Origin of the sequence: Maritimibacter harenae (assembly GCF_009882975.1) — a bacterium.
In the GTDB taxonomy this organism is placed as follows: Bacteria; Pseudomonadota; Alphaproteobacteria; order Rhodobacterales; family Rhodobacteraceae; genus Maritimibacter; species Maritimibacter harenae.
On the sequence record NZ_WTUX01000011.1, the window covers coordinates 677,671 to 702,517 of the forward strand.

Below are 24,847 nucleotides of genomic sequence, written 5' to 3' on the forward strand. Positions count from 1 at the left end.
ATGACACCAGCCGACACCGGCACGCTGCTCGACACCGCTTTCTGGACAAGCGCCGGCGCGATCCTCCTTCTCCTCGTCCTCTCCGGGTTCTTCTCGGGCTCCGAGACCGCGCTGACCGCGGCCTCGCGCGGCAAGCTGCGCGCGAAGGCCGACAAGGGCGACAAGTCGGCCGAACGGGCGCTGACGATCACCGAGGACAACGAACGCCTGATCGGCTCGGTGCTCCTGGGCAACAACTTCGTCAACATCCTGGCCTCCGCGCTCGCCACCGCGCTTTTCACCCGGCTCTTCGGGGAAAGCGGCATCGCGCTGGCCACGCTGGTGATGACGCTCCTCGTCCTGATCTTCGCCGAGGTGCTGCCCAAGACCTACGCGATCACCCGGCCCGAAACGGCCGCGGCCTGGGTCTCGGCCCCGATCCGGATCGTCATCCTCGCCCTGTCGCCGATCGTGAGCATCGTGCGCGTGCTCACCCGGCTCATCCTGCGCGCCTTCGGGGTGCAGACCGACCCGGACAGCCAGATCCTCGCCGTGCGCGAAGAGATCGCCGGGGCCATCACGCTGGGCCACCACGAAGGCGCGGTGGAGAAGGAAGACCGCGACCGGCTGCTGGGCGCGCTGGACCTGGGCGACCGGACGGTGGAAGAGATCATGCTTCACCGCTCGCAGATCGAGATGATCGACGCGGCCCGGCCCGCGACCGAGATCCTGGAACAGGCGCTCGCCTCGCCCCATACGCGGCTGCCGATCTACCGCGACGACCACGAGAACATCATCGGGGTCATTCACGCCAAGGACCTGAGCCGCGCGATGTACGCGGCCGGCCAGGCGGCCGGTGAGACCGGGCGCACGGAGGCGTTCGAGACCTTCGACATCCTGTCGGTCGCAATGGAGCCCTACTTCATCCCCGAGACCACGACGCTCGACGACCAGATGCGCGAATTCCTCAAGCGCCACACGCACTTCGCACTGGTCGTGGACGAATACGGCGCCCTGCAAGGGCTGATCACGCTCGAGGACATCCTCGAGGAGATCGTGGGCGAGATCACGGACGAGTTCGACACCTCGGACGCGGGCGACCTGCGGTTGCTGCCGGACGGCGCCTACTCGGTCGACGGCGGCATGACGATCCGCGACCTCAACCGCGCGAACGACTGGTCGCTGCCGGACGACGAAGCGAACACCATCGCCGGGCTCGTGATCCACGAGGCGCAGACCATCCCGGCCGAGGGCCAGGTCTTCTCGTTCCACGGCTTCCGCTTCGAAGTGCTCAAGCGCGAGGAGAACCGCATCGCGCGGCTCCGGATCCGGGCGCTCGAGCCGCAAACAACGGTCACGGATCGGTGAATTGACGCGGGGGCCGGGTTTCACGCCGGCCCCGCACCGCTACGCTGCCCGGAAACGGAGGACAGCATGCGCGAACGGATCATCGACCTCGGCGACGGCTTCTGGAACATCCGGGGCTCCTTCAAGATCGGCGGGCTGATCGAGATCGGCACCCAGGCCTCGCTCGTCCGTCTGGGGCCGGAACGCTTCGTCATCCTGGACAGCTACACCCTGTCCGACGGGCTTCTTGAACAGCTCGATGCGATCACGGGCGGGCGCGAGAACGTGGCGGCGGTCCTGAACCTGCACCCGTTCCACACGCTGCACACGGAAGCGATGCACGCCGCCTTCCCGGCCGCCAGCCATTACGGGACGCCGCGGCACCTGCGGCTCTTTCCCGCGCTGGACTGGGGCGATCTGACGATCGATGACCCAGCACTGTGGGCGCAATTCGCCCCGGCACTCGACTTCGCCTGCCCGGACGGGGTCACGCTCATCCCCTCGAACGAGAAGATCCATTGCGGCTCGATCCTCGCCTTCCACCCGGCGAGCGGCACGATCCACGTGGACGACACGTTCAACTACCGTCCACCCAAGAAGGCGGGCAAGACCGGCAAGCTCGGCGTGCACCCCACGTTGTCGATGGCGCTCGAGAAGCGGCCGGGTGCGGCCGCGGCGTTTCGCGACTGGAGCGCAGAGTTGGTGGCGCGTTGGGGCGATGCCCGCCAGCTCTGCGCGGCACATTCAGGCGTGCTCACGCCCGACCGGCTGGGCCACGACACGCTGGCAGATGCCCTGTCGGCCGCGCTTCGGGCGGCGGAACCGAAAATCGCGCGCCACGCCCGGAGACACGGCTAGCGCGATTGCCCATACCCCGTCCCGGCGCTAGGATTGCGCAGACCACACGGGGATGTCGCATGGGGCTTCTGACACGCATCGCAACCGGCGCGCTGGCCCTGTCGCTCGCCGGCTGCGTGACCGGCGGCTACGGCACCGCCGTGGAATACCGTCCTCATGTCGAGCCGAAGATTCCCCTGAGCCTGCCTGCGAACGCGCCCCCCATCGCGCAACAGTTCATGCCCTTCACGCCGGACGGCGAGCTGGGCCATCGCGGCATCGATGTGGCGGCCGTCACCGGCACGCCGGTCCTTGCCGCCGCGCCGGGCGTCGTGACCATCAGCCTCTATGAACCGATGTACGGCAACCGCGTGGTGATCGAACATGGCAAGGATTCCGCCGGGCGGCGCGTCCAGACGCTCTATTTCCACCTCGATGACCGAATGGTGGAGGTCGGCGACACGGTGGCGCGCGGACAGCAGATCGGCACGCTCGGCGCCTCGGGGCTTCTGTCCTCCTACCCGCACCTGCATTTCGAGTATCACCGCGAAACCGCCCCCGGCGCGCGGCGGCGGGGTGGCACGAATTACTGGCAGGGGATGGCGCAGGAGGATCCGAACCACAACTGGGCCGCGGGCCCGGGCCGGATCACGTGTTACACCGGCCAGCCGGCACAGCGCGACAGGATCACCTACCCGGTGGCCTGCCGTTAACGCCCCTTGAACATCGTGCCGAAGATGCCGCGCACGATGCGCCGGCCGGTCGTTCCCTTCAGCTCCTTGATGACGACCTTGGCAACCTCTTCACCGAACCTGGAGCCGAGCGATCGCTCCTCGCCGCCCAGGCGCCGCGACCCGCCGCGCCCGCCGTCATACCGCCGGGCGTTGTTGAACTCCCGCGCGGCCGGCTCGGCTTTGTCATCGGGCGGAATCGCCCGGGCGGCCTCTTCGGCGGCCGCCGCGGCCCGCGCGGCCAGCATTTCCGCGGCGGAATGGCGGTCGAGCTCGGTGTCGTACTTGCCGTAGACCGGGCTGGACTCGATCACGGCCTGCCGGGTTTCCGTGTCGATCGCGCCCAGGTGCGAAGATGGCGGGCGGATGAGCGTGCGCTCCACGATCCCCGGTGCGCCCTTGGCCTCGAGGAACGACGTCACCGCCTCGCCCACACCGACATCGCGGATCGCCTCTTCGGTCGAGAAGCGGGGATTGGGGCGGTAGGTCTCGGCCGCCCGGCGCAGGTCGCGCTGGTCACGTGCCGTGAAAGCGCGCAGCGCGTGCTGGACCCGGTTGCCCAGCTGGCCCAGCACGTCGTCGGGGACATCGGCCGGGTTCTGCGTGACGAAGTAGACACCCACCCCCTTCGACCGGATGAGGCGCGCGACCTGTTCCACCTTGTCGATCAAGGCCTTGGGCGCGTCGTCGAAAAGCAGGTGCGCCTCGTCGAAGAAGAAGACGAGCCGGGGTTTGTCCGGATCGCCCACTTCCGGCAGTTCCTCGAAGAGCTCGGAGAGGAGCCAGAGCAGGAAAGTCGCGTAGAGCTTGGGTGAAGCCATCAGCCGGTCGGCGGCGAGGATCGAGATCCGCCCCTGCCCGTCCGGCTCGGTGCGCATGATGTCGGAAAGCTCCAGCGCGGGCTCGCCGAAAAGCCGCTCGCCCCCCTGGTTCTCGAGCACCAGAAGCGCGCGCTGGATCGCCCCGACCGAGGACGCGGCCACGTTCCCGTAGCGCAGCGACAACTCGTCGGCGTTCTGCCCGACCCAGACCAGGAGCGCCTGGAGATCCTCGAGATCCAGAAGCGGCATCCCCTGCTCGTCCGCCACCCGGAAGGCGATGTTGAGCACGCCTTCCTGCACGTCCGTGAGGTCGAGCAGCCGCGACAGGAGCAGCGGACCCATCTCGCTCACGGTGGTGCGGATCGGGTGCCCCTGTTCGCCGTAGATATCCCAGAAGGTGACCGGGAACGCCTCGTAGACGTAATCGTCGAAGTCTATGGTGGCGGCGCGCTTCTCGAATGCGCCGTGCAGCTTGTGCTCACGCGTCATGGATTTGGCGAGCCCGGAGAGGTCGCCCTTCACGTCCGACACGAAGACCGGAACGCCGGCTTTCGAGAAGCCTTCCGACAGGATCTGAAGCGTCACGGTCTTGCCGGTGCCGGTGGCCCCGGCCACCAGCCCGTGGCGGTTGGCGTATTTCAGGAGCAAGCCCTGCTTGGTGCCATGGCCTTCGCCGCCGCCCCCGACAAAGACCGCGCCCTGCAACTCATCCGTCATGCCCGTATCGCCTCCCGTTCACGCCCCGTCCGCTGCCGACAATACAATGTTAACCCTTCCCTGCCAGAGTGAAGCATGCTCCGGCACATGTCCTTGTTCAGCCGGAGCATTCCCTCCCTGTCAGACTGCCGCGCCCCTCGGGGCGCGGTTTTTTTCGGTCCGCAACTGGCAAGTTGACCGAACGTCCGGACCTTCAAAAACAGGGATTTGCGCCCCCGATCACGTTTTGACGGGACCGCCATCACGGATCTTGAACTGGCTGTTGACGGGTCACTTCTTTCATCGTAGCGTCCGTTCCATAAGTCGGCCAGTCCGACAGGGAGATACAAAAAATGGAAAGGGGTCTGCGTCTTGCAGGCCCTTTTTCTATGGCGCACGCGGCGGCGCGGACCGCAAGTGATTGGCCAATTCCCGCCGCAGGTGAAATGGGGGCTGACCTCGTCCCGTGTGCGTGCTAGTCCATCCGACGAATAAATTCGCAAGGAAACAGGGAAATTATCATGGCAAAGTTCCTGACACCCCTCGGCCTCGCCGCGCTGATCGCACTGGGTGGTGCGGCCTACGCGCAGGACACGACCGAGGATGCGGCACCGGCCGAAGAGGGCCAGACGGCCGTCCCCGAGCTGGACATGGGCGAACCGGCGACGCCGGAAGGCCAGCCGCGGGTCGAAACCTACGTCGACGAGGTCTTCGGGGACTGGCAGCGCGAATGCCTGCGCATCCCGGGCGACGAGAACCCGCCGCCGTGCCAGATCACGCAATTCCTGCGGGAAGAGCCCGACGCCCAGCCCGTGGGCAAGGTGTCGATCGGCAAGCTGCCGGAAGGCGCCGAGGCGTCTGCGGGCTCGATGATCATCGTCCCGCTCGGCGTGCTCCTGACCCAGCAGATGACCATCGGCGTCGACAGCGCCGCGCCGCGCCGCTACCCGTTCCGCTACTGTGATCCGAACGGCTGCGTCGCGCAGATCGGCTACACCTCGGCCGAGGTCGAGGCGTTCAAGGCCGGCAGCCAGGCGACGCTGACCGTGGTGCCCGTCGCGGCTCCGGACCAACAGGTCGAGCTGCCGCTGTCGCTGAACGGCTTCACCGACGCCTGGAACTCGCTCGAGGTGCCGGAACTGCCCGAGGATGCGGCACCCGCCGCCCAGTAAGCCGGGCACGGAAAGAACAAGCCGCCGCGCTCCACCCGGGGCGCGGCGGTTTTCGTTTCAGGGGGCCGTGAGCGCCAGCACCGCGTTCATGCCGCCGAACGCGAAGGCATTCGACAGCGTCGCCGTGACCCGTGCCGGGCGCGCCGCGTTGGTGACGATGTCGAGGTCGCAATCGGGATCGGGCGCCCGCCACCCTGCCGTGGGGGCGATCACGCCCTCCTCCAGCGCCATGAGACAGGCGATCAGCTCCACCGCGCTCGCCGCCCCGATCAGGTGCCCATGCATCGACTTGGTCGAGGAAATGGCCACGTCCCCCGCAGCAGGCCCGAAGGCCGCCCGGATCGCGGCGCATTCCGTCCGGTCGTTGGCCGCCGTCCCGGTGCCGTGCGCGTTGACGTATCCCACGTCGCCCGCCGACAGCCCCGCATCCGACAGGGCCCCGGTCATCGCCGCGGCCGCCCCCTGCGCGTCCGGCATGACGATGTCGGCTGCGTCCGAAGACATGGCATAGCCCGCCACCCGCGCGAGGATCGGCGCCCCGCGGGCGCGCGCGTGCTCTTCCGCCTCGAAGACGAAGATCGCCGCCCCCTCGCCCTGCACCATCCCGTCGCGCGTGGCGCAGAACGGGCGGCAGCCGGTGGGGGACATGACGCGCAGCCCCTCCCAGGCCTTGAGTCCGCCGAAGGTCAGCATCGCCTCCGCGCCGCCGGTCAGCATCACGTCGGCCATCCCGGCACGGATCATCGACAGCGCCTGCCCCATCGCGTGGTTCGATGACGCGCAGGCGGAGGACACCGTGAAGGATGGTCCGCGCAGCCCGTAGGCCATCGTCAGTTGTGCGGCTGGCGCGTTGCCCATGAGGCGCGGGACGGTGAAGGGGTGCACGCGCGACTTGCCATCCTCGTAGACCGCGCGGAAGCCGTCGTCCTGCGTCGTCATCCCGCCGCCGGAATTGCCCAGCACGGCACCGGCACGTGGCGCGAGCGCGTCATCCACCGTCAGCCCGGCCTGCGCCATCGCCTCTTGGGCGGCGGCAAGCGCGAAAAGGGAAAAGCGATCGCAGATCGAAAGGGTCTGCCGATCGAAGCGCGCGTCCGGGTCGAACCCCGTCACCTGCGCACCGATCTTCTGGCTGAGCCGGTCCACGTCGCGGATGTCGAGCGGGCCGATGGCCGAGCGCCCGGCCCGCATCGCCGCTTTCGTATCCGCCACGCTGTGGCCAAGCGGATTGATCGTCCCGGCCCCGGTTATCACCACCTGTCGCATGTCGTGCCGTCAGGCGGCCTTCTGAGAGAGCAGCGTGCGCACCGCTTCGACGACGCTTCCGACCGTGGAGAGATCGACGGGCGCGGCCCCGGGGTCATTGGCGTTGAAAGGCACGGACACGTCGAAGGTTTCCTCGATGGCGAAGATCCCCTCGACCATGCACAGGCTGTCGACCCCCAGGGCTTCCATAGTATCGCCAGACCCGATCGTGGCCGGGTCGCGCTGCGTCAGGGAGGCGAAGATTTCGACCACCTGCCGCTCGATTTCGTCGCTCGCCGTCGTCATTGCGCCCCTCCTTGCCGGACCGGTCCCCACTCGCATCGGATTGAATCATACTGATGACACGTGGTCACGCAAAAACCGGCGCGGACGAAGGCCCGCGCCGGTGAACTTGAACATGGTCTGGATCAGCTTTCGAACGACCGCAGATCGACCCCGGCATTCTGCAGGGCCGCCCAGATCTTGCCGTCACGCCCGTACATGTCGTTGCGATAGTTCATCTCGCCCCGCGTGTCGGTGAACGCGGTCCGGTAGACGAGATGCACGGGCACCGGCGTCTCGAGATCCACCTGGGTCTCCTGCCCGGTGTTCAGCACGCTGTGGAAGAACGACTCGGGGTTCTCCTCCTGCGGGGCCAGCATGGTGTAGGCGAACTCGAACGGCTCCTGCAGGCGCACGCAGCCGTGGCTGAACGTCCGGGTCTCACGGTTGAACAGGCTCTTGGCCGGCGTGTCGTGCAGGTAGATGTTGTAGCGGTTCGGGAACATGAACTTCACGAGCCCCAGCGCGTTGCCGTTGCCCGGCGGCTGCTTGAGGTTGAACGGGAAGTTGCGGCCCGAATAACGGGTGAAGTCCACCGCGCCGCGCGGCACGACGCGCCCCGATCCGTCGATCAGCTGCAGGTGGCCCGCCGCGGCCGGGTTGGCCTTCATCTGCGGCAGATATTCCGCCGCCATGATCGACCGCGGCACGTACCACGACGGGTTGATGACCATGTGCTCCATCCGGTCGGAGAACTCGGGCGTGCGGTGCGTGGACAGGTTCTGACCGATGACCGAACGCGTCTCGAACGTCACCTTCCCCTCGTCGACCACGCGGGCCGAGAAGGTGGTGAGGTTGACCCAGATGTGCCGCTCGCCGCGGTCGAAGTTCATCCAGCGCTCACGTTCCATCGCGACGATGACCGACTTCAGACGGTCCTCGACCGATGCGTTGATGGCGCGGATCGTGTCGTTGCCCGCGACGCCATCGGTGGTCAGGCCGTGGGTGGACTGGAAATTCTGCACGGCGCGCTGAATCTCGCCATCGTAGATACGGGTCGCGGAGCGGTCCATGTAACCCATCGCCACGAGCCGGTTGCGCAACTGGATGACGCCCGGCCCCTTGTTGCCCGGGCGCAGCGACCCGGCCTGGATGACCGGACCCCAGCCGCCCTTGGCGCGCACCCGCTCAAGCCGCAGCTTTTCGCGCATGAGACGGGTATACTCGGGCGAAGTCGGCGGCAGCGTGCGCAGGAACGGCGCCGGCTCGGCCTTCGAGAAGTCCTGGAGCAGCTCCGTCCGGTCGCGCAGCGGCACCTCGCGCTTGATGCCTTCCGCGATATCGGACGGGGTGAGAACCCCGCTCTGGATGTTGCGGGCGTAAGTCAGGAAGAGCCTTGAGAGCGCCACTTCGACCCGGCCCATGTCGCGCGGGCTGTCGATCGACCGCATGTCGTCCATCAGCGCCGTCGTGTCGAAGGCACTGCGGGGCAGCCCGTGGTCGTCGGCGTGCTGGATAGCCTGGAACAGCGCCTCGATACGCGCACGGTGCGCCTCCGACCCGCCGGTCCAGATCGGCTGATAGCCGTTCTGCGAATAGAACGCGCCGATATCGGCGTCGCTGGCGGCCGCTTCGGCGATCGCCTGCGCAAAGGTGGGTATCTCGATCTGGGCTTCGGCAGGCGTCACCCCGACCGTGGTGACGGCAGGCGCGGCAAGCGCAACGGAAAGCAGCAGCGGACGCAGCAGGCGCGGCAATGTCATCGTTTTAAGGTCCCTCAAGTCAAACATCGGTTTCTTCCCCATAATCAAAGTGTGCCACAGGCCCCCGGGCGAAGAAATCACAAACGCGACAGCCGCAGGGTTGTGCCCTGCGCCATCCGGGGGTGCGACATCCAGACCACGCATTAAGACTGTGTTTGCTCTTTTCAGCGATATTTTGCCCAAACCCCTTGATTCGTTCCCGTAGGCAACAAAGCGGGGTTGGCCCACGAATCGAGTTGTGCAATATTCCGGCCATCGCCTGGGGACGAATGGCGAAATCGCCCGCTGAACCGAGCGGGCATAGGCAAGAACTGGGACTGTGGACCAATGACGATGTCGAACTCCAATGGCATGAGCCGTCGTGCTCTGCTGGGTGTTTTCGCGGCGACGGCCGTTTCCGCTGCACCAACGTTTTCCAACGCAGCTGGGTTCCTTCGCGGTGCGGGCGACGTGCGGCGGTTGGCGATGTATGCGGGACGGACAGGCGAAAGCATCAACACGATCTACTGGATCGAGGGTGAATACATTCCCGAAGCCCTCGCCGAGATCAATTACTTCATGCGGGACGCGCGGGTGGATCAGCAGAAGGCGATCGACACGCGCACGCTGGATATCGCGGCCGCGGCACATACGCTGCTCGATTCCTCCGAGCCCTACATGCTGCTGTCGGGTTACCGCTCGCCGCAGACGAACGCGATGCTGCGCGCCCGCTCCGGGGGTGTGGCCAAGAACTCGCTTCACCTTCGCGGCCAGGCCGCCGACCTGCGGCTCAACTCGCGCTCGGTGAACCAGATCTACAAGGCCGCCAAGGCCTGCAAGGCCGGTGGCGTGGGCAAGTACAGCCGCTCGAACTTCGTGCACATGGATTGCGGCAACGTCCGCAGCTGGGGCAGCTGAGCCACGCGGCACGGCACTGACATGATCGACGCGCGCGGACCTATGGCCTGCGCGCGTTCGCTTTTGTAAGACAACATCATGTCGACCCAAGCGCTCCTGAGAAAAGCCCGCAAGCTTGCCGATGCCGGCGACGTGGCAGCCGCCGCGGCGATCTTCGAAGACGTCCTGGCGAAATTCCCGTCGAACAAGGTGGCCCGGCAGGGCCTCGCCGCGCTGAAGGCCGGCAGTGGCCCCGGGGCGGAGCCACCGCAAGCCGCGATGGCGCAGCTGCAAGCGCTGGCGCAGCGCGGAGCGTTCGCGGACCTGGTCGCGCGTGCACGACCGCTGACGCAGGCCCATCCGACCTCGCTCGGCCCATGGATGATGCTGGCCCAGGGCTTCCACGCCACGGGTCAACTCGACAACGCGCTGAAGGCCATCGACCGGGCCGCAGCGCTCGCCCCGAAGGACCCACGCCCCCTGGCAGCGCGGGCACAAGCGCTTCTGGACAAGGGCGAGGCGCAGGCCGCAGCGGAAGCTGCCGCGCGCGCCCGGGCGCTGCCCGGGGCGCCGGCCGCCCTCGCGCTGCTCGAAGCACGGGCCCTGAGCGAAGCGGGGTTTGGGGAGGCGGCGCTCGCGATGCTCGACACGCTCCCGACCGGCGACGCCCTGCCCGGCTTCCACATCGCGCGCGGAAATGTCCTGTCCACGCTCGCACGCGGGCGCGAAGCGATCGAGGCATTTGAGACAGCGCGGGACAAGACACCCGGCAGCCCGGATCCGCTCGTGAACCTCGCCAACGAATATGCCAAGCTCGAATGGTTCCGCGCCGCCATACCGGCGTACGAAGCCGCCCTCGAACGCGGTGGTTCGCCCCGCCACATCCGCCTGAATCTCGCCATCGCCCGGATGCACGCGGGCGCGCCCGACGGCGCGATCGAAATCCTCGAGGACCTGCGCACCGCCGCGCCGGGCGACGAGGACATCATCCTCGCGCTGGCCGACGCGCACTGGCAGGCCGGAAACATGGACGCGGCGCTGGCCGCGCTCGACGCCTTTCTCACCCAAGACCCCGCGAACCTGCGGGTGCGGCTGAAGCGCGGGGAACTGTCACCTCCGGCCCCCGATACCGACGCCTTCCGGGAGATCGAGCGGATCGCGAACAGCTCCGCACCGCCCGGCGCGCCGCGACCCGCCGGCGCGAACCTCATCCTGTTCCAGTCGCTCGACAAGGCCGGTGCGCCCGCCCGCGCCTTCGAGCACCTCGCCCGTGCGAAGGCCATGCGCGAGGCGGATCATCCGTATTACATCGAGGCGCTCACGGGCGTGGTGCGCGAGGTTCTGTCGCTCTTCGACAAAGGCCGCGTGCCCCGGATCGACGCCACGCCGGGTGGCCCGCGTCCCCTGTTCGTCGTTGGCATGCCCCGATCCGGCACGACACTCGTCGAGCAGATCCTGTCGGCCCACCCCGAGGTTCACGGCGCCGGCGAACTCATCGCCCTGCAACGCGCGATGGCCGAGATCGGCTGGCACAATTACGAGATCGGCCAGGAGGTGACGGAGCCCGCGCTGGCCCAGGTCGCCTCTTTCTACCGTGCCGCGCAGGCGCAGGTTCCGACCGATCGCCCCGTGATCGTGAACAAGACACCGCTCAACTTTCTCTGGGCCGGCTTCGCACTGGCGGCCATGCCGGAGGCCCGGGTGCTCTTCATGGTGCGCGAACCGATGGCGACATGCTGGTCGAACTTCTCGCGCGATTTCCAGGGGCCCGCCAACGGGTTCGGCAACGACATCGGCAACCTCGTGCGCGTCTTCCGGATGCACGAGGTGCTGCGCGACCTCTGGCGCGAGCACTTCCCGGACCGCGTTCACCTTGTGGATTACGACGCCCTGACGGAAGACCCCGAGCCGCACATCCGCGCCATGCTCGAGGCCGCCGGGCTTGCTTTCGACCCGGCCTGCCTGTCGCCGGAGAAGAACGTGCGCGCGGTGCGCACGGCCTCGGCCCAGCAGGTCAGGCGGGGGATCTACACCGGCAGTTCGCAGGCCTGGCGTGCCTACGAGTCCCAGCTCGCGCCGCTGCGCGCGGCATTGGCCCGCCGCGATGAGACATTCTGAGCTTGCGTCACGGGCCGGGCGCGCTAAAGCGGAACGTATGAAGCCGTTCCTGATCCTCCAGCTGCGCCCCGAGACCCCGGCGGCCGACGATGAATTCGCCGCGATGCTGGCCAAAGGCGGCTTGTCGCACGCCGACACGCACCGCGTGCGGCTCGACCAGGAGGACCTGCCGACGGGGTTCGACCTGGCGGATTACGCGGGCGTGATCGTGGGCGGGGGCCCCGGCTGCGTCTCCGACCCGCGCGAAACCAAGGACCCGGTCGAAGCGAAGATCGAGGACACGATCCTGGGCCTCATGCCCGAGATCACCGATCGCGACATGCCGTTTCTCGGCTGCTGCTACGGGATCGGTATCCTGGGCCACCACCTCGCCCCCGGCTCGGTCTCGAAGGCGCGTTACGGCGAACCCGTGGGTGCGACGACCTGCACCCTCACGCCCGAGGGCCGGGCCGACCCGTTGCTCGACGGTCTGCCCGACACCTTCAAGGCGTTCGTGGGCCACAAGGAGGCGTTGCAAGAACTGCCCGAGGGCGTCGTCCACCTTGCCCGGTCCGGCCCCTGCCCGTTCCAGATGGTCCGCTATCGGCGCAACGTGTACGCCACCCAATTCCATCCGGAGCTCGACAGCCACGGGCTCGAAACCCGGATCAACATCTACCGCAACCGCGGCTATTTCCCGCCCGACGACGCCGAGGCCCTGATCGCCAAGGGCCACGCGGAGCGGGTGCATGCCCCGGCGCGGGTTCTGGCCAATTTCGTCACACGCTACCGCGATGGCCACGCGAGACAAGCCGGCTGAACCCCTGCGAGAGCGGCGTGGTTTCGTCCATCTTGGGGAAGTGGCGCACCCGAAAGGATTCGAACCTTTGGCCTCTGCCTTCGGAGGGCAGCGCTCTATCCAGCTGAGCTACGGGTGCGTGCCGGGGCGGTATAGGGCAAGGCAATCGACGCCGCAACAGGGATTTGACCCCGCACACCAGGATATCGGCCTGCCCCTTCGGTCACACGGCGCGCAGGTGCGCGCTGTCCACGGCGACGCGGGTCTGGGCCCCCATGAGTTCCATCAGCACCCAGACGCGACGGTCGGGCGCGATCTTTTCGACCTTGGCCACGAAGTTCGCGAAGGGTCCCTGGGTCACGGTCACCGCGTCCCCCGGTTCCGGAAGGTCGTCGGCGACGAAAAGGCCGCTGTCGTCGCAGCGCGTGCGCAATTCATGCACCAGCCCGTGGGGCACCGGCGCGGGCTCCTTGCCGAAGCTCACGAGCCGGGTGATCCCGTAAGTCGAATTCACGCTGCGCCACAGCCCGCGCGCCGCGTCGAAGGCCACGAAGATGTAGCCCGGGAACATCGGCCGCGAGGCGGTGATGAATTTCCCCTTGCGCGTGCGGGTCTCTTCTTCCATCGGGAGGAAGGTCTCGAACCCCTGCCGGCCGAGGTTCCGTTCGGCGATGTGGGCGCAATTCGGTTTCAGCTGTGCCAGAAACCAGTGCCTGTCGCGGTCCTGTCCCGTCATGATCTATCCCCGTTTGTCCCGGGAAAAGGTTAACGTTCAAGTTTGAACGATTGCAAGAGACCCTTTCGAAGGTGTGCTCAGGCGAGCACCCTGGCGAGTCCCGCCTGCACCTTCTCGAGCGGCGCGAGGTAGCGGGTCACGAGCTCGTCCGCATCCGCCTGCGTGGCCGCGACACCCGTGTTGAGCGCGGCGACCACCTGCCCGTGGACATTGAAGAGCGGCACGGCCAGAGAGCGCAGCCCGAGCTCGACCTCCTGGTCGATCAACGCGAAACCCTGCTGCCGACAACGCGCGACCTCGGCCATGATCTCGTCGGGGTCCGTAAGGCTCATAGGCGTGCGCGGGGTGAGATCGCTCGCGTCGAGGACCGCACGCGCCTCCTCCTCCTGCAGCGCGGCCAGGAGGACCCGGCCCATCGAGGTGCAGTGGGCCGGCAGGCGCGACCCCGGCATCAACCCGATCGCCATCACCCGGCGCTGCGCCGCGCGGGCGAGGTAGACCACCTCGCTCCCGTCGAGGATCGACACCGAGGTCGATTGCCCGATCTGTTCGGACAGCTGATCGAGCCACGGCTGCACGAGTTGCGGAAGCGGCAGTGCCGCGAGCGCCCCCATCCCGAGGCGCAGGATGCGCGGCGTGACCGTGAAGAACTTGCCGTCGTAATCGGCGTAGCCCTGCGCGTGCAGCGTCAGAAGGCAACGTCGCGCGGTCGCGCGATCAAGCCCCGTGCGCTGCGCCACGTCGGTGATCGTGAGACGCGGCGTTTCGGCCCCGAAGCACTCGATGACCTGCAGCCCCTTGGCGAGCGAGGCGATGAAATCCGTCGGTTTGTTCACCATGCGCACAGGAAAAGCCGCCTATTGAACAAAGGTCAAGCTGTGAACGAAAGCGCTGGCAAGCCCCCGGCCCGCGCCTCTATCCCGAGGGCTGAAGGAGGAGCGGACATGGACAAGACCACCCCGAGCGCCGCCGAGGCGGTCGCGGACATTGCGGACGGCGCGACGGTGATGATCGGGGGCTTCGGCGGCGCCGGTTCTCCCATCGAGCTGATCCACGCGCTGATCGACCAGGGCGCGCGCCACCTGACGGTGATCAACAACAACGCCGGCAACGGCCACGTGGGTCTCGCCGCGCTCATCGAGCAGGGCCGCGTCGACAAGCTGATCTGTTCCTTCCCCCGCTCCGCCGACCCGACGGTTTTCGTGGAACGCTACAAGGCCGGCAGGANGCGCTCCTACGTGCAGGAGCGTTGGCTCAAGGCGGATTTCGCGCTGATCAAGGGCGAGCTCGGCGATCCGCACGGGAACCTGACCTACCGGATGGCCGCGCGGAACTTCAATCCGCTGATGGCGACGGCCGCCGCCACGACCATCGCTCAAGTGACGCGGATCGCCCCCCTGGGCGGGATCGCGCCCGAGCATGTCGTAACACCCGGCATCTACGTCGACCACCTGGTCGAGATCTCCGATCCCGCGCAGGAAGAAGCGCTCAACCGGGCGGAGGCCGTCTATCCATGACCGACATCGCCGACATCAAGCTTTCCAACGCCCAGATCGCCTGGCGCGCCGCGCAGGACATCGANTTTCCACTCCGAGAACGGCGTGCTGGATTTCGGCCGCGCGCCGGAGCCCGGGGACGAGGACTGGGACCTGATCAACGCCGGCAAGAAGGCGATCACCCTGAAGCCCGGCACGTCCTTTTTCGACCAGGCCGAAAGCTTCGCGATGGTGCGCGNCAACTGGTCGACCGGCAAGGGCGGCATCCCGGCCGTGGGCGGCGCGATGGACCTGGTACAGTCGGCCAAACGCATCGCGGTGCTCACCGACCACGTGACCAAGACCGGGGCGCCCAAGCTGGTCGAGGCCTGCACCCTGCCCCTCACCGGGGTTGGCTGCGTGACCCGCGTCTATACCTCGCTCGCCGTCACCGACGTGGCGGACGGGCGTTTCATCCTGCGCGAGAAGATCCCCGCGATCTCTCTCGACGACCTCCGGGCGCTGACCGGCGCCCCGCTTCACACCGACGGCCACGTGGCCGACCTCACCTGCCCAAAGGAGCTGGCATGACCGACGTCTACATCTGCGACTACATCCGCACCCCAATCGGCCGCTTCGGCGGCGCGCTCGCCCCGGTGCGCGCCGACGATCTCGGCGCGATCCCGATCCGGGCGCTGATGGAGCGCCATGACATCGACTGGGCGTCGGTCGACGAGGTCTACTACGGCTGCGCCAACCAGGCCGGTGAAGACAACCGCAACGTGGCCCGCATGGTCGCGCTCCTGGCGGGCCTGCCGGTCGACGTGCCGGGGACGACGATGAACCGGCTGTGCGGCTCCGGCATGGATGCCGTCATCACCGCGGCCCGCGCCATCAAGGCGGGCGAGATCGACCTGGCCATCGCGGGCGGCGTGGAGAGCATGAGCCGCGCGCCCTTCGTCATGCCCAAGGCGGAAAGCGCCTTCTCGCGTGCCAACGCGGTCTATGACACGACCATCGGCTGGCGTTTCATCAACCCGGTGCTCAAGGCCCAGTACGGCGTCGACTCCATGCCCGAGACGGCCGAGAACGTGGCGGACGACTTCGGCGTGAGCCGCGACGACCAGGACGCCTTCGCGCTCCGGTCACAGGAGAAGGCCGCGGCCGCCATCGCCTCGGGTCGGCTCGCGCAGGAAATCACGCCGGTCACGATCCCGCAGCGCAAGGGCGACCCGGTCGTGGTCGACACCGACGAGCACCCGCGCGCCACGTCGCTCGAAGCGCTCGGCAAGCTGCGTCCCATCGTGCGCGCGGACGGCACCATCACGGCGGGCAATGCTTCGGGCGTGAACGACGGCGCAGCCGCGCTCATCATCGCCTCGGAGGCGGCTGTGAAGGCGCACGGCCTGACGCCCCTCGCCCGTGTCGAGGGCGGCGCGACGGCGGGCGTGGCGCCCCGGATCATGGGCTTCGGCCCGGCCCCGGCCTCGAAGAAACTGATGGCGCGGCTCGGGCGCACGCCGGACGACTTCGCGGTGATCGAGCTGAACGAGGCGTTCGCGAGCCAGGGCCTTGCCACCCTGCGCGACCTCGGCATCGCCGACGACGACCCGCGCGTGAACCCCAATGGCGGCGCGATCGCGCTGGGTCATCCGCTGGGCATGTCGGGCGCGCGCATCACCGGGACCGCGATGCTTCAACTGAAGCCGGGCGAGCGGAGTCTGTCGACGATGTGCATCGGCGTGGGCCAGGGCATCGCGGTCGCGCTCGAACGCGTCTGAGAAGACGTACGGCCGGGCGGGTTCGACCTGCCCGGCCGTATCCCGCCCTTCAGGCCCGGGCGCGCGGGCGCACAAGGCGCAGCAGCAAGACCCCCGCGAGTGTCCCGACCGCGACGCCGAGACCGTCGAAGACGAGGTCCAGCCACTCCGCATCGCGCCCGAAGAGCGGCTGCACCAGCTCGATCAGCGCCCCGTAACCGATTGCCAGGACCGCCATACGCCCCCACCAGCGCGGGCGCAGGATCGTGGTCGGAAACACGAGCGCCGCGAAGGCCAGCGCGTGGTAGAGCTTGTCGACATGCGGGAACTGCACCGGCGACGGCGGGCGCGGCACGAGCGTGAGATAGGCGATCGCGGCCGCCAGAGCGACGGTGATCGCGGCCCAGATCGTGCGCCGGGTTCTGGTGGAAAGTCGGGTCAAATCAATCGGTCTTCGGTGAACGTGGGTCGCGTGTGGATCGGGCCAAAGGGCTTGGTTTCAAACGTGTCGGTCCCGCACGAGGTTTCACGGCATTTGCACGCGAGATCAAGGGGACCATTCGGATGGACCGGAGCCTGCGCCGGCCTCGACCGGCGCCACGACCGCGTGGACGCCCTGCCGCGCGGGGTGCGCGGCCTACTCGGCGGCGGTCCGGTCGCGCCGGCGTGCCAGCTTGGCCGCCAGCGTCTGCCCGACGCCCGGACGTGACCAGGGGCAGACCGCGATGCAGACCGCGCAGCCTTGCGTTTCATTGAAGAACGGCAGGCAGCGGTCGAAGTCGACGTACCACTTCTCCTCCCCGCGGACCGTCTGCTTTTCCTGGGAGATCGCCTCCGGCGGGCAGGCATCCTCGCAGATCCGGCAGTTGAGGCAGAAATCGTCCACCCCGGGCTTGCGCGGCGGGGTCGGCGCGAAGGGCGCGTCGGTCAACACCGCGGCGAGCCGGAAATTCGACCCGAGTTCGGCGTTGATGAGCGAGCCGTGCTTGCCCAGCTCGCCCAACCCGCAGGCGATCGCAGGCGGGATCAATGCCAGGGCGCCGGTCATCGGTCCGGTAACGGGCTGCGCCTCCCATCCGCGGGCCCGCAGCCAGGAGGCGACGCTCTTCGCGGCACCGGCCGCGCGGCCATATTGGCGCACGACCTCCGCCCCCGCCTCGGGCTCGGGCGCTTGCGACAACCGCTCGTGATCGTGGCGCACCGCCAGCATGATGACCCGGCTCTGTGAAATCTCGTGGCCTTCGAAGACCCACTCCGGCGACATCTCGGCCACGCCGGTCATTTCGCAGTGCCCGTCCCGCACGAAATCGTCGAGCGCGGCCGTCCAAGCCTCGGGCGCGCGGTCTTCGCGCGTCTTCGCGAGGTCGGCCAGCGGGGCATCGAGAACCTTCTGCCGATCACGCCGCGCGGCATGCAAGGCCGGATGGTCGGGGGCCGCGGCATAGAACCAGCGCTGCATCGCCCCGTGCGGGATCGTATCCGGGTCGGGCGCCCAGTAGACCAGCCTGGGCCGCCGCCGCGTCGTCTCGCCCAGCCCGTTGATCCGGTTGCCCGAAACATCGGGCCACAATTGCATCTGGTCGGGATCGGGGGTGAACGGGCGGTACGGTGAAATTCTAGGCATGATGCCCGAAGCCTAGGCAAGGCATATCGAGAAGTCATGCCTTTTCGCGATCATTCGGGCTAGCCGACCTTGTCGGCCGCCTGCGGCGCCGTGTCGACGGGGACGGGAACGGGGGCCGGGGTCGGCGCCACCTCCACGAGCCCCTCGATGAAGTGTCCAAGCAGCTGGCTGCGCCCGTTCACCCCGGCCTTGCGGTAGATCGCGTTGGTCTGCGCCTTCACCGTCCCCTCCGAGGTGCTGCGCAGCGCGGCGATCTCGGGCACGGAGAACCCCTTGATCGAAAACAGCGCCACGTCGCGCTCGGCCGGGGTCAGCCCCCAGTCGTCGAACGCGTCCTCCACCATTTCCATGAACGCGCCGGACGCCGCCCGCAGCTTTGCTTCCGCTTGCCTGTGACGCTGCTGCGCGCGGTAGAGCGCGACCGCCCCCAGCACGAAGCCGAGCACCAGCCCGAACGCCGCACCGATCTCGATGATCTCGCGCAACCGCCACGAGATCGGTTCGGCGCGGAACCCGATATGGGCCGAGAGGATGTCGCTGATGAAGAAGAACGCGCAGACCGCCTGGATCACCAGGGCGATGAATATGATGCGACGGTCAAACACGGCGCGTCGTCCCGGGCGACCCCGGGAACCGGGTGCTGCGCCTCGGGGCGAACGAACCGTGCGTCACAAGCATCAGTCGTCGTCCCCGCCGTCGTCGCCGCCGCTGTCACCGTGATCGTCGCCGCCGTCGTCGTCCGGCGCGTCCGGTGCGTCGTGTCCATCGTCGCCCGGATCGTCCGACGCGCCATCATCGTCGTCGTCCGTGGTCACGGAGCCGCCCGACGACCCATCGGAAGGCAAGACGAGCCGCACACCGTGGTCGTCGTCATCGAGATCGTCCCAGTAATCGCGCAGGATCTCGCCAGTGCGCGGGTTGAAGATGATCTCGCGGCTCTTCGACGGCGACGTGGCCACGATCCGCGTCCGGCCCAGCAGCGTGGTGCTGATCCGGATCTTGCCGAAGCCCTGGTCGACGAGTTGGTCGACGATGATCTCCTGCATGCTCTGTGCCGCCACGGGCGACCCCGCGACGGTGAAGGCGACAAGCCATGCAAATGCGAATTTCCGGATCATCATGTTCCTCTTGAAGCAGACCTTAGCCTGCGCGGCGCCGAACCGGCAAGCTGCCGGTCCGGGCCTGGGCGGACGACGGTCTCAGTCGTCATCCCCGCCGTCATCGCCACCGTCGTGATCATCACCTCCATGATCATCGCCGTGATCGTCATCGCCGTCGTCGCCGCTGTCGTGATCGTCGCTGCCAGAGTCGTGGTCGTCGTCTTCCCCGTCATCGTACATGTCGTCGTTGCCATCGTCGTCGTGCTCTTCCGAGGCGATCGTCCCGTCCGAATTGAAGGTGCGCTCGACCGTGCCATCCGGCCTCGTCACCTCTTCCTTCACCTTGTTGCCGGCGGCGTCGTAGACGAATTCATACGTGGTGTCCGGCCCGACGGCCTCGACTTCGACCCGGCTGTCCGAATGGGTGATGTGCACGTTGGTCACGCCGGCCGGAAGCTGCGCGATGATGTCGTCGATCACTGCCTGATCGACGGCGAGCGCGGTGGACCCGATCACCGCGGCCGCGGTGGAGGCAAAGAAAAATCGCTTGATATGCATTGTCTTGTTCCTTGGACATGTTCTGGTTCTGGGCATGCCGGACAAGCCGACAGACCCCACGATCCGGAAAACACGCCCGGCCACCATCGGCCCGGGGTTTAGGACGGCCCCCGTAAGCCTGATGCATAGGGCCATAAACCTCAGTTTATGACGCCACGCGCCCCACTGGCGTGACGCGCCTGTTCCGAGGTTTGTGGTTTCAAAGGGGAATCACGCGGAAGAGCGAACGCTCTCAGGGGGGCGGCGCGGGACTCTTCATGAACCGCGCCAAGGCACACGCGCCGCCGGCCGCCCTAACCGACGACGTTGCGCGCGATCTCGCGCAGGTGACGTTCGTCCGTGCCGCAGCATCCGCCGAGCACGTTCAGGTGCGGGAACCGCTCGTGCAGCTCGCCAAGCTGCTTTCCGAGCTCGACCGGGTCCCCGTCCTCGAGGTGGCCGAGCTTGCAGAGCGCAATCTTCTCCATCTTGGACGCATTCGGCCGAACGGACCGCATCCGCGCCATCCAGTCGCCCGTGTCGATCGCGGGTTCGAATTCGACCGGGTGAGAACAATTGAGCCCGTAGAAAGCGGCATATCCCCCGGTCTCCGCTTCCGTGGTTTCCACGGCCTCGCGCAGGCTGGGTCCGGAGTTCAGGCGGCTCTTGCTGTCGAGCGAGAAGTAGACCGCTATGGGAAGGCCGATGCGTTCTGCCGCACGGGTGACGCCAATCGCCTCAGGGATGTTATTGAAGGTCATGGCACAGGCGATGTCGGCACCGGCCGCCCTGAGCGCGGCGAGCTGCGTCATGTGGTAGGCCTCCGCCTCGTCCGCGGTCATCGTTCCACCCGTGCCATAGGCATCGCCCCGCGGCCCGATGCAGCCACCGACGAGGATGTGCGGAATCCGATCGGAATACGGAGCTGACACCTCTCGCAAAAGCTCGATGCACCGCAACTGGATATCGGCCAACGCCGTCTCGTCATGGCCCAGGAGCCCTGCCCAGTCCGGGCTCAGCCGGTAGTCGAGCCCGCAGATCATCGCCCCTGCCCCGGCCTCCGCCATCACGTCCAGGTAGCGGCCATACATCGCCTTGATGTCTTCCATCGCTTTGGGGTCGTCCAACAGCGTGAACATCGCGAAATGCGGCAGTTCATGTCCGTGCTTGTAGAGCACCTCGGTTTCGGTGCCCGCTTCCGTGAGGTAGATCAGGTCATCGCGCAGCGGAGAGTTGGCCATGATGCCTCCGTCGATGGAGATGGCCAAGTGTATCATAATTCCGAAAACATGTCGCTGGGCGCCGCCGCACCGCGCGACCTGTACGATTTTCCTTTCCACATTCAATTTTATGCATTTATTATCCGGAAGGTGACCCGGGTCCTTTTCCCGGCCTCTGCCGGCGAACGGCTTTGGCACAGCCCGGCTGACCGCCCATCCCGGCCATGAGCGAGGAACACACATGCCGAACCTGATGATCAACGCGGACGAGGCGATCAACGCCATCTGCCGGGACATTGTCCGCCATGTCGACCGCGCGGGAACTGAAGGGGTGGTTCTGGGCCTCAGCGGAGGACTGGACTCTTCCGTACTCGCGGCCCTGGCCGTGCGCGCCGTGGGTCCGGACCGCGTGACCCTGATCTACCTCTTCGATCATGACAGCGACCGGGAGATCGCCGCGAACGCCAGCCTCCTGGCCGAACACCTCGGGCTCGACCTCGAGATCCGTGACATATCCGGCGAAATGCGAAAGCGCGGCGTCTACAAGCCGCTCTTCATCAGGATGCTCAGGCTTTCATCCGTCGTCGCAAGGATCAGCGCAGGCAGTTACCGCCTCATCTGCGGCGAGACACCCTTCAAGACGACGCTGCGCGTGGGGCGCGGAGAGGCCATACACCCCTGGTACAAGAAGCTTCTCTTCGGGCTGACCATGCACCATGTCGATTTCGGCTTCTCGCAACGCCACCAGTTCCGCCGTGCGATCCTCGAAAAGGTGGCGCGGGAGCGGAACCTATCGCTCATCGGTGCGGCGAACATGTCGGAAGCCAGGGTGGGATGGTTCGTGAAGGATGGTATCGACGATCTGCCCTACCAACCGATGACTGCCCTCTACAAAACGCAGGTCAGGCAACTGTCACACGCCCTGGGACTGCCCCCTTCGGTGTGCAACCAGCGTCCGTCCCCCGACATGGCGAAGGGCGTCTCCGACGAGTTCGGGATCGGGCATGACTACCAGGATCTCGACATCGTGGTCGATGCCTTCGACCGTGGTCTGTCCGATAGCGACATCGCCGCCTTGGGCTTCGCGCGAGCCGACATCGATGACATCCGCGACCTGATGACGCTTTCCGACTGGAAGCGCCGGTCAGAGCATGAAGACCCGCCCGTGAGCGGCCGGTTCGGTAGCGATCTGCGTGAGATCGCCAGTTGATGCGTCACACCCGCCTGGTGCGTCTTCGCCGCAACACGGCCAAGACCACGCCGATCACCCCGCCCAGAAGGCCCGCGCCCCCGATCACGCCGATCATGAAACCCAACATTTCGGACGACCCGCCGAGCAGTTCGTTGACGAGGCCCAGCAGAATGAGAAACGCGAACGGATAGACGAACAGGGCCAAGAGCGCGGCGACAAGCGGCCCGACCCAACGTGGCGCGGCTTTCCGATCCATCAGCCACAGGAAACGGTCCGCCAGGACGAACGCCAGCGCCGCCGCAAACAGGGTATAGAAAGCAAAAAGCCACATTGCCGCAGCCCCTGATGCGTCGAGGATAGGCCAATCCGGTGACCATGCTGTCCTCGACCTCCCGTAGGGTGCGACCCGGGCACCCTGCCCCGAACCATAGCGCCCTAATCACCCCTGACACCAGCGTTATGAGACAACGCGTGCGGCGCGGCGATCAACGGGCGCCGATCATACCGACCATGTGTTGCGCAACATCGTGGCGCGCGATCGTCCGCCCATCCTGCGGGTCCGGATCAGGCCCCGGGGGCAGCCCCATTATCCTCGCCTTCACGCCGAATGTCCGCGTCGCCCCGAAACCGTGCTATATTGGAGCCCACAACGGAGTCCGCCATGCCGCTCACGGACGGAACGCATCACCTCACGCTCTTCACCAGGGACATGGACCGCCTGATCCGGTTCTACGAGGAGATGTTCGACGCCGAAACGCGCTACGACCTGAGAGAGCCCGGCCCCGGCGGGGGCACGCTGCGCCACGCGCTCATCGACCTTGGCGGCGGGTTTTCCCTACACCCGTTCGAAATGTCGGAACTCACGGGGCACGAGGCAGGTTCGACGCGCATGGGCGCGCGCGGCCACATCGACCATTTCGCCCTGAAAGTCCCCGACGAAGCGACGCTGCAATTGGTACGCCGGCGCCTGTTCGACGCCGGTGCCTCGGACGGGATCATCACCGATTTCGGCGCGGTCCGCCTCATCACCTTCGAAGACCCGGACGGGATGGAAGGCGAAGTCGCGGTCTGGACGGGGACGGACCGGGTTCTCACCTTCGCCGACCGCACGCGCGAGCATTTCGAACGGAAAACGTGATCGCCCGCCCGGGACTTGGCGTTTCGCGCGGCGGGGAAATGCGTGCTAGGCTGCCTGCATTTCACGATAAGGCACAGAGATAACCCATGTTCAAACCCTTGCCCCTCCTGTTCCTCGCCTGTTCGGTGGGCGCAGCCCAGGCCGAAGAGCGCGGCGACCTCGCATTGACGATCGACGGAGAAACCTACGCCTACGACCTCTGGGCCAGCCAGAGCGATTGGTCCGGGTCGGCGGATTACGGAAGCCTCAGCATCAACGCACGACCCGTCGACGATGCATCGCCCTACGGGGCCCTCTCGCTGGGCTTCAGCTTCGCCGGCACCAACGCGGACCTCGGCGAACTCAGGGTGAGCAGCGTGACCGACGGGGAAACCACGCGCCACTACGCCGGCGAGGATGCCGAAGACGGCGCCCTCACCGTGACGCTCGCCAGTTCCTCCGTCTCCGGCGAAGAGCTTTCCGTGGCCGGCAGTTTCGAAGGCCGCGCCGGTCCGAGCGACAATTTCGGCCGCGACATCGATCTGGCAGCCGGGATGGACATCGAAGGCACCTTCGACGTCGTTCTCGCGCCGTACGAGTGAGCCTGTTTTCCGAGGACTTGGCGGCTGGCGTGGCCGGGGATCACCGAGAGGCGTGATCCGGGGATGAGAGCTTGGGCGTTGTCTGGGGGGGTGAAAGGCCAAGCTAGGCGTTATCGGGGGTTTGCCACCCAAGACGAACCGTTATTGCCGGTTTGCCTGGTAACAAGGGGTAACCTTTAAATCCGTATGACGCCCTGATGCCCCCTGGGGGGACTCTAAATTTTACTTAAATAAACCAGTAACTTACATTAAATCGCCGCGCAAAAAGACAACTACTGCGTGCAAATGGGTTCGTTTCGGGATTTTGGTGAAGCGTCCCCGTCTCTCCTTGGGCTTGATGTACCAGGGCCCCCATGCATCACCCTCCGACAGCCGTCGTTGCCGTTGCCGAGTTGCCCTGCCCGCCGGAAACCATCAGCCATTGCTTCAGGGCCTTGCGGCGACGGGCTTCTGCTTCTCGGCGGTAGCGCCGCAGCGATCTCAGGCGACGATACAACCGCGCCGGGCCATCCGGGTCCGTCTCTTGCAGCTTTTCAACATCCGACCCATGACCGGATCCTCCGATTCCGAGAGCAATTCCACCAGCGCGGCCATGTGTTCATGGGCTGGATCCATCTTCATAGCGACTTCCGGAGATCCCACCTCTACACCGTTGTCCGACCCCTCCGTGAATTGAAGAATGGTAATGTGCTCAACGGTCGTGCACTGGGCAAGTCGGGCCTCCGCCTCAGCAAGCGCAAGGGCCGCGCGTGCCCATTCACTGTGCGCCATCGGATCAGGACGCGCCGATGCGTCATCCACGATGATACGGTAATAGCGGGTCACGTCTTCCCAGGCTG

At 66.8% G+C, this 24,847-nt stretch carries 26 protein-coding genes, 1 tRNA gene and 1 pseudogene; 13 read left to right on the forward strand and 15 right to left on the reverse strand.

The annotated features are described in order from the left end of the window. The 3 genes from GQE99_RS10035 (at position 1) to GQE99_RS10045 (ending at position 2,876) form a co-directional block, all read left to right on the forward strand. Entirely contained in the window at positions 1-1,347 is a 1,347-nt protein-coding gene (locus GQE99_RS10035; protein WP_161351451.1) for an HlyC/CorC family transporter, read from the forward strand. Between the two features lie 66 nt (positions 1,348-1,413). Beyond that, the gene (locus tag GQE99_RS10040) at positions 1,414-2,184 is read left to right on the forward strand and encodes a hypothetical protein (protein ID WP_161351452.1); all 771 of its coding nucleotides are present in this window, start codon (positions 1,414-1,416) and stop codon (positions 2,182-2,184) included. 59 nt (positions 2,185-2,243) lie between these two features. After that, on the forward strand, positions 2,244-2,876 hold the full coding sequence (locus GQE99_RS10045) for a M23 family metallopeptidase (protein WP_161351453.1): 633 nt from the start codon (positions 2,244-2,246) through the stop codon (positions 2,874-2,876). Here the strand turns inward: GQE99_RS10045 and GQE99_RS10050 are convergent. Then, the gene (locus GQE99_RS10050; protein WP_235917168.1) at positions 2,873-4,432 is read right to left on the reverse strand and encodes a helicase HerA-like domain-containing protein; all 1,560 of its coding nucleotides are present in this window, start codon (positions 4,430-4,432) and stop codon (positions 2,873-2,875) included. The genes GQE99_RS10045 and GQE99_RS10050 overlap by 4 nt on opposite strands. A 500-nt stretch (positions 4,433-4,932) precedes the next feature. On the opposite strand from GQE99_RS10050, the gene GQE99_RS10055 reads away from it, so the two are divergent. Next, positions 4,933-5,583 carry an invasion associated locus B family protein gene (locus tag GQE99_RS10055; RefSeq protein WP_161351454.1) on the forward strand — a complete coding sequence of 217 codons (651 nt, stop codon included), beginning with the start codon at positions 4,933-4,935 and terminating at the stop codon, positions 5,581-5,583. A gap of 57 nt (positions 5,584-5,640) precedes the next feature. Here GQE99_RS10055 and GQE99_RS10060 read toward each other — a convergent pair whose 3' ends face one another. From GQE99_RS10060 to GQE99_RS10070, 3 genes are all read right to left on the reverse strand, one after another. Further along, positions 5,641-6,849, reverse strand: coding sequence for a beta-ketoacyl-[acyl-carrier-protein] synthase family protein (locus GQE99_RS10060; RefSeq protein WP_161351455.1), 1,209 nt, complete (start codon positions 6,847-6,849; stop codon positions 5,641-5,643). Between the two features lie 9 nt (positions 6,850-6,858). Continuing rightward, a complete protein-coding gene (locus GQE99_RS10065) occupies positions 6,859-7,134 on the reverse strand; it encodes an acyl carrier protein (protein ID WP_161351456.1) in 276 nt (91 codons plus the stop codon). 122 nt (positions 7,135-7,256) lie between these two features. Then, positions 7,257-8,873: a L,D-transpeptidase family protein gene (locus GQE99_RS10070; RefSeq protein WP_235917169.1), complete on the reverse strand. Its 1,617-nt coding sequence runs from the start codon at positions 8,871-8,873 to the stop codon at positions 7,257-7,259. A 327-nt stretch (positions 8,874-9,200) separates the two neighbouring features. Here GQE99_RS10070 and GQE99_RS10075 point away from each other — a divergent pair, with 327 nt between their 5' ends. From GQE99_RS10075 to GQE99_RS10085, 3 genes are all read left to right on the forward strand, one after another. Then, complete coding sequence (locus tag GQE99_RS10075; RefSeq protein WP_161351458.1) at positions 9,201-9,770, forward strand: YcbK family protein; 570 nt, start codon at positions 9,201-9,203, stop codon at positions 9,768-9,770. Positions 9,771-9,848: 78 nt separating this feature from the next. Next, positions 9,849-11,867 carry a tetratricopeptide repeat-containing sulfotransferase family protein gene (locus GQE99_RS10080; RefSeq protein ID WP_161351459.1) on the forward strand — a complete coding sequence of 673 codons (2,019 nt, stop codon included), beginning with the start codon at positions 9,849-9,851 and terminating at the stop codon, positions 11,865-11,867. 37 nt (positions 11,868-11,904) lie between these two features. Next, on the forward strand, positions 11,905-12,666 hold the full coding sequence (locus GQE99_RS10085; RefSeq protein ID WP_161351460.1) for a glutamine amidotransferase: 762 nt from the start codon (positions 11,905-11,907) through the stop codon (positions 12,664-12,666). Positions 12,667-12,707: 41 nt separating this feature from the next. Here the strand turns inward: GQE99_RS10085 and GQE99_RS10090 are convergent. From GQE99_RS10090 to GQE99_RS10100, 3 genes are all read right to left on the reverse strand, one after another. Beyond that, a tRNA-Arg gene (locus tag GQE99_RS10090) sits at positions 12,708-12,784 on the reverse strand. Between the two features lie 84 nt (positions 12,785-12,868). Continuing rightward, on the reverse strand, positions 12,869-13,381 hold the full coding sequence (nusG, locus tag GQE99_RS10095) for a transcription termination/antitermination protein NusG (protein ID WP_161351461.1): 513 nt from the start codon (positions 13,379-13,381) through the stop codon (positions 12,869-12,871). A gap of 77 nt (positions 13,382-13,458) precedes the next feature. Continuing rightward, positions 13,459-14,220 (reverse strand): IclR family transcriptional regulator domain-containing protein, encoded by a 762-nt coding sequence (locus tag GQE99_RS10100; RefSeq protein WP_161351462.1) that lies wholly within the window; start codon positions 14,218-14,220, stop codon positions 13,459-13,461. A 105-nt stretch (positions 14,221-14,325) separates the two neighbouring features. Between GQE99_RS10100 and GQE99_RS10105 the strand changes: the two genes are divergently transcribed. From GQE99_RS10105 to pcaF, 3 genes and pseudogenes are all read left to right on the forward strand, one after another. Further along, positions 14,326-14,898: a 3-oxoacid CoA-transferase subunit A gene (locus GQE99_RS10105; protein WP_161351463.1), complete on the forward strand. Its 573-nt coding sequence runs from the start codon at positions 14,326-14,328 to the stop codon at positions 14,896-14,898. Then, a pseudogene (locus tag GQE99_RS10110) lies at positions 14,895-15,447 on the forward strand (CoA-transferase). Before GQE99_RS10105 ends, GQE99_RS10110 begins: the two are co-directional and overlap by 4 nt. Then, entirely contained in the window at positions 15,444-16,637 is a 1,194-nt protein-coding gene (gene pcaF, locus GQE99_RS10115; protein WP_161351464.1) for a 3-oxoadipyl-CoA thiolase, read from the forward strand. Before GQE99_RS10110 ends, pcaF begins: the two are co-directional and overlap by 4 nt. A gap of 49 nt (positions 16,638-16,686) precedes the next feature. Here the strand turns inward: pcaF and GQE99_RS10120 are convergent, their stop codons facing one another. The 6 genes from GQE99_RS10120 to GQE99_RS10140 form a co-directional block, all read right to left on the reverse strand. Continuing rightward, positions 16,687-17,058: a VanZ family protein gene (locus tag GQE99_RS10120; protein WP_161351465.1), complete on the reverse strand. Its 372-nt coding sequence runs from the start codon at positions 17,056-17,058 to the stop codon at positions 16,687-16,689. 195 nt (positions 17,059-17,253) lie between these two features. After that, positions 17,254-18,240: a 4Fe-4S dicluster domain-containing protein gene (locus GQE99_RS10125; protein WP_161351466.1), complete on the reverse strand. Its 987-nt coding sequence runs from the start codon at positions 18,238-18,240 to the stop codon at positions 17,254-17,256. A gap of 59 nt (positions 18,241-18,299) precedes the next feature. Further along, complete coding sequence (locus tag GQE99_RS10130) at positions 18,300-18,845, reverse strand: helix-turn-helix transcriptional regulator (RefSeq protein WP_161351467.1); 546 nt, start codon at positions 18,843-18,845, stop codon at positions 18,300-18,302. A 72-nt stretch (positions 18,846-18,917) separates the two neighbouring features. Next, complete coding sequence (locus GQE99_RS21275) at positions 18,918-19,358, reverse strand: hypothetical protein (RefSeq protein WP_202530638.1); 441 nt, start codon at positions 19,356-19,358, stop codon at positions 18,918-18,920. Positions 19,359-19,439: 81 nt separating this feature from the next. Beyond that, complete coding sequence (locus GQE99_RS21280; protein ID WP_202530640.1) at positions 19,440-19,898, reverse strand: hypothetical protein; 459 nt, start codon at positions 19,896-19,898, stop codon at positions 19,440-19,442. Between the two features lie 293 nt (positions 19,899-20,191). After that, positions 20,192-21,118, reverse strand: a complete 927-nt coding sequence (locus tag GQE99_RS10140) for a homocysteine S-methyltransferase family protein (RefSeq protein WP_161351468.1) — start codon at positions 21,116-21,118, stop codon at positions 20,192-20,194. Between the two features lie 220 nt (positions 21,119-21,338). Between GQE99_RS10140 and nadE the strand changes: the two genes are divergently transcribed. Continuing rightward, complete coding sequence (gene nadE / locus GQE99_RS10145; protein ID WP_161351469.1) at positions 21,339-22,307, forward strand: NAD(+) synthase; 969 nt, start codon at positions 21,339-21,341, stop codon at positions 22,305-22,307. 4 nt (positions 22,308-22,311) lie between these two features. Here nadE and GQE99_RS10150 read toward each other — a convergent pair whose 3' ends face one another. Further along, positions 22,312-22,620 (reverse strand): hypothetical protein, encoded by a 309-nt coding sequence (locus GQE99_RS10150; protein ID WP_161351470.1) that lies wholly within the window; start codon positions 22,618-22,620, stop codon positions 22,312-22,314. Positions 22,621-22,950: 330 nt separating this feature from the next. Between GQE99_RS10150 and GQE99_RS10155 the strand changes: the two genes are divergently transcribed. Further along, positions 22,951-23,427: a VOC family protein gene (locus tag GQE99_RS10155; protein WP_161351471.1), complete on the forward strand. Its 477-nt coding sequence runs from the start codon at positions 22,951-22,953 to the stop codon at positions 23,425-23,427. Between the two features lie 86 nt (positions 23,428-23,513). Further along, positions 23,514-24,008, forward strand: a complete 495-nt coding sequence (locus GQE99_RS10160; RefSeq protein WP_161351472.1) for a M1 family metallopeptidase — start codon at positions 23,514-23,516, stop codon at positions 24,006-24,008. A gap of 480 nt (positions 24,009-24,488) precedes the next feature. On the opposite strand, the gene GQE99_RS10165 is transcribed toward GQE99_RS10160, so the two are convergent. After that, the gene (locus tag GQE99_RS10165) at positions 24,489-24,833 is read right to left on the reverse strand and encodes a hypothetical protein (RefSeq protein ID WP_161351473.1); all 345 of its coding nucleotides are present in this window, start codon (positions 24,831-24,833) and stop codon (positions 24,489-24,491) included. Positions 24,834-24,847 lie beyond the last annotated feature (14 nt).